Here is a 4,627-nt window from a genome sequence, read left to right on the forward strand (position 1 = left end):
ACCCCGCACCTTCTCGCACGGTTGGAGATTTCGTGCGCAGTACCCACCCTCGCCGCCGTACGCTTCCCGCTGCCCTCTCGCTGGCGCTGGTCGCCAGCCTCGCCTGGGGCGTGACGGAGGCCCAGAGCGACACCCCCGCCCGGGCCGCCGGCGCCTCGGTGCTCGACGAGGACGGCATCCTCGCCGCCCATGGTCTCGACGAGCCGCAGTGGTACAAGGACAATATCCCGTTCCTCGACACTCCCGACACGAAGATCAACGACGTCTACTACTACCGGTGGAGCACCCACAAGCGAGCGTTGCGCTACACGGTGCCGGGCACCGGATACATCTCCACCGAGTACGACCAGCCCGTCTGGTACTCACGCGGTGATTCCTACAGCGGCCTGGTGGACGCGGCCGGATACCACATCCTCGACGGCCGGTGGCTGCGTGACCGCACGTACACCGACGACTACCTGGAATACTGGCTGCGCGGGTCCGGGGTGGGCAGCAACCGCGGTTTCAGCGAGTGGGTCGCCAGCGCGGCGTACCAGCGCTACCTGGCAACCGGCGACGCGACGCAGCTCAAGGCGTACCTGCCGCAGTTCATCGCGCTGTACAAGAAGTGGGACTCCAACTTCACCCAGAACATCACCGTCAACGGGGCCGCGACCACCGACGACCTGTACTTCCAGTCCCCGCTCTCGGACGCCACCGAGTACACCGAGACCTCGATGCGCAGCACGGACTGGTTCGGTGGTGGCCTGGGCTACCGGCCGACGATCAACAGCTACATGTACGCGGCTGCCCAGGCGATCAGCAAGATCGCCACGATGACCGGGGACACCACGACCGCCAACGACTACGCCGCCAAGGCCGCCGCGCTCAAGGCCGGGGTGCAGAACTCGCTGTGGGACCCGCAGCGGCAGTTCTTCATGCACGTCTACAACAATCACTCCAGCAACAGCGGCATCGCCTGGACCCGCACCACGTGGCGGGAGGCGATGGGCTTCGCCCCCTGGGCGTTCGGGCTGCCGGACCCGCAGTACTCGGTGGCCTGGAAGCAACTGACCGACCCACAGCGCTTCGCCGGGGCGTACGGCCCCTACACGCTGGAGCGGGTGCACGACTTCGAGGCCGAGCAGGCCACGGTCAGCCGGGCGAACATCCGCACCGCGTCGAGCGCCTCGAACGGCCAGTACGTCGGGCAGATCGACTTCTCCGACAGCCACGTGACGTTCACCGTGAACGCTCCGGGCGCGGGGACGTACCCGGTGAACATCTACTACGCCAACGCCACCGGTGCCACCTCGACGCACAACCTGTACGTCAACGGGGCGACCACGCCCATGACGGTGAGCTACCCGGTGACCGGTGCCTGGGGCTCGTTCTCCAACTCGCAGGTGGTGACCGTCCAGGTGCCGATGAAGGCCGGCGCCAACACGCTCAAGTTCATGAAGGGCGCCACCGGGTACGCGGAACTCGACCGGATCACCGCGAACCCCTACTTCAACTACCAGGCGTACCCGGCGACGCAGAACTTCGACGACACGAACTGCTGCCACTGGAACGGGCCGAGCTGGCCGTTCGCGACGAGCGCGACGCTGACCGGGCTGGCGAACCTGCTCCAGGACTACCCGGCGCAGAGCCACGTCACCAAGCAGACCTACAACACTCTGCTCAGCCAGTTCGCCGCGCTGCAGTACAAGAACGGCAAGCCGTACATCGCCGAGGCCGCCAACGGCGACACCGGCGAGTGGGTCTACGACGCGGTCAACTTCAGCGAGCACTACAACCACTCGAGCTTCGTCGACCTGGTCCTCAGCGGCCTGCTGGGCATCAAGCCCCAGGCGGACAACACCCTGGTGCTCAAGCCGCTGGTGCCGGACGGCTGGAACTATTTCGCACTGCAGAACCTGCCGTACCACGGCCACACGTACACCATCGTGTGGGACCGGGACGGCACGCGCTACAACAACGGCTCCGGCCTGCAGATCTTCCAGGACGGCACGCGCATCCACCAGTCGGCGAGCCTGGGCAACACCATCGTCCAGGTGGCGGCCCCGGTCGCCCCGGCGGCGACGCCCGAGCTGGAGAACGTGGCGGCCAACGCCTGGAACGCCGACCAGGAGTGGTTCAAGGGCTGGGACAACCGCACCTACACGCAGAAGTTCCCGAAGGCGTTCGCCTCGTACACCAACACCGTGTCCAACGGCAAGCGCTGCCGCAGCGCCAACAACCCCCGCTGCGTGGAGGCGTACGACCTACCGCTGAAGGCCACCAACGGCTACATCCGGTACGACCGGACCCCCGACGACCGGTGGACCAACGCCGGCTCGCCGAACAGCACCGATCACCTCGGCGTGGACTTCGGGTACCAGCGCCCGGTCAACCAGGTGAAGATCTACACGTACGACGACGGGCAGAACGTCCGCGTCCCGGTCAGCTTCGACGTGCAGTATCTGTCGGGCGGCACGTGGCAGTCGGTGCCGAACCAGGTCAAGACGCCGGTTACCCCGGTGGCGAACAAGCCGAACGAGGTGAAGTTCTCCACGGTGACCACCTCGCAGCTGCGGGTCGTGTTCACCCCACAGGCCGGCACGTACGTGGGCGTGACCGAGCTGGAGTCCTGGTACCCGGTGCAGGCACCGGTGAAGATCGTCAACAAGAACAGCAACCTGGAGCTGGGCATCGCCGGCGCGTCGCCCAGCTTCGGAGCGGCGGCAACCCAGCAGGCGGCCGACACCAGCCTGAACCACCAGTGGCAGTTGACGCCGGCCGAGGGCGGTTACTACAAGATCTTCAACCGCAACAGCGGTCTCGTCCTCGGCATCAACGGCGCCTCCACCACCGCCGGCGCGACCGCTCTGCAGTGGGGCGACACCCTGACGGCGGACCACCTGTGGCAGGTGGTCGACGTCGGCGGCGGCTACGTCAAGCTGGTCAACAAGAACAGTGGGATGGCGCTCGGGATCAACAACATGTCCACCGCGGCCGGGGCCGCCGCGATCCAGTGGAACGACAGCGGCACCGATGACCAACGCTGGAAACTGGTCACGGCGAGCTGACCGACCGATCGCCGCGGGCGGCTCGAGGGGGCGGGAACGCTTTCTCCGGCCGCCCGCGCCGCTTGACGAGCGGTCCCGCCGTCCCCGTCTGTCGCAGGTTGCTTCGCTGCCGCACGGTCACGGCCCGGTCGAACAGTGCGCGATCGTCGCAGAGCACCCTGATCGCACCATCAGCGTGCGCCGGGAGTTCGCCCGCTCGGGCCCCGTCCGGGGTCAGAAAGCGGTGATCACGCCTGGTGCCCGCTCGCGACGAGAGAGCGCACGGAGCAGCGGCACGGTCCCGTGGTGTGCCCTGGCAATCCGGGCCAGGGTGGTGACCACGACATCCGCGGCCTCGTCGGGGATGTCGGGCGTGGGCACGCCGAGGCTCACGGCGAGGTCGTCCAGGTGGACGGCGAGTTCGATCAGCCTGGTGATCAGGCATTGATCGAGGGGCATGGCCCAGCGATCGAACACCAGGACCGGATGCTCGCTCGGCAGGTCGGCGAGGCGGGGCTCCAGACGGGCGCGGGCGGCGTCGAAACGGTCGGCGAGGTCGGTGGCACCGGTTCCGGCGGCTTGCTCGCCTCGGGCGCGGATGTGCCGCTGGGTCGGGTCCTCGGGCCCGGCTTGCGGGTCACCGGCCGTCAGGAAGTACCGCACCGCGTCAATCTGGTCCACGCCCGCGGGGACCGGCGCGTCGAGATAGCGCTCCACGTTGAACACCGCCCGGCCGAGGTGACCGGCCAGCCCGCTGATGCGGAAGTCGCGCAACGCACTGGGCTGTGTCCAGCGGTCGGCGAGCCGGCTGTCGTGCAGCAGTGCAGACACGACGGCTGCGGTGGCGAGGAACTCGGCGGCGACCACATTGGCAAGGTTACGCACTGCTGGGGCGTTCCGGCCCGCGTCGCCCGAACCGTGCGTGCCACACCACCCCAGCCGGACAAGGTTGACAGACGTCGATTGACAGAAATACTTCCGGCGGTAACACTACCGATGCATCTGTCCGGCTACTGGAAGCGCTTGCCGCGCAAAGGTTTCAACGGGGGGACCAGCCGATGAGCGCCGCCCGGGGCCTTCGCCGACAGGAAGAGGAGTTCCGATGCGCAAGGCGAGTGCCCGGGCTTTCACAGTGCTCGGCATGGCCACGGTGATCGCGGGCACGGCGGGCACAGCCGCTGCCGTGTCGCCGGGAGCAGCCGCCACAGGCTGCCGGGTGAGCTACGCCGCCAGCTCCCAGTGGCAGGGTGGGTTCGGAGCGAACATCACCATCACCAACCTCGGCGACCCCGTATCGTCCTGGGCCCTGACCTGGAGTTTCCCGGCAGGGCAGACGGTCGGCCAGGCGTGGAGCGCCGAACTCACCCAGAACGGGCCGGATGTCACGGCAAGGAATGTCGGCTACAACGGTTCGATCGCGACGAACGGCACCGTGTCCTTCGGGTTCAACGGGGCCTGGACCGGCAGCAACCCGGATCCGACCAGCTTCGCGCTCAACGGGGTGACCTGTACCGGCTCCACCGGCGGCTCGCCCTCGGCGAGCCCGACAAGCACCGGCAACCCCACCCCCACCGCGACGCCGACGCCCACCTTCTCGC

Annotated in this window: 3 protein-coding genes; 2 read left to right on the forward strand and 1 reads right to left on the reverse strand. The window is 67.9% G+C overall.

The genetic code is table 11. The features are described 5' to 3' along the window. The first annotated feature begins 32 nt into the window (after positions 1–32). Complete coding sequence (locus E1182_RS29320; protein WP_132270965.1) at positions 33–3,050, forward strand: RICIN domain-containing protein; 3,018 nt, start codon at positions 33–35, stop codon at positions 3,048–3,050. A 213-nt stretch (positions 3,051–3,263) separates the two neighbouring features. On the opposite strand, the gene E1182_RS29325 is transcribed toward E1182_RS29320, so the two are convergent. Next, positions 3,264–3,914: a maleylpyruvate isomerase N-terminal domain-containing protein gene (locus tag E1182_RS29325; RefSeq protein WP_165942756.1), complete on the reverse strand. Its 651-nt coding sequence runs from the start codon at positions 3,912–3,914 to the stop codon at positions 3,264–3,266. A gap of 217 nt (positions 3,915–4,131) precedes the next feature. Here E1182_RS29325 and E1182_RS29330 point away from each other — a divergent pair. Further along, the coding region (locus E1182_RS29330) for a cellulose-binding domain-containing protein (protein WP_207921568.1) at positions 4,132–4,627 on the forward strand (496 nt) is incomplete at its 3' end.

It is taken from the genome of Micromonospora sp. KC721, from assembly GCF_004348355.1.
GTDB lineage: Bacteria > Actinomycetota > Actinomycetes > Mycobacteriales > Micromonosporaceae > Micromonospora.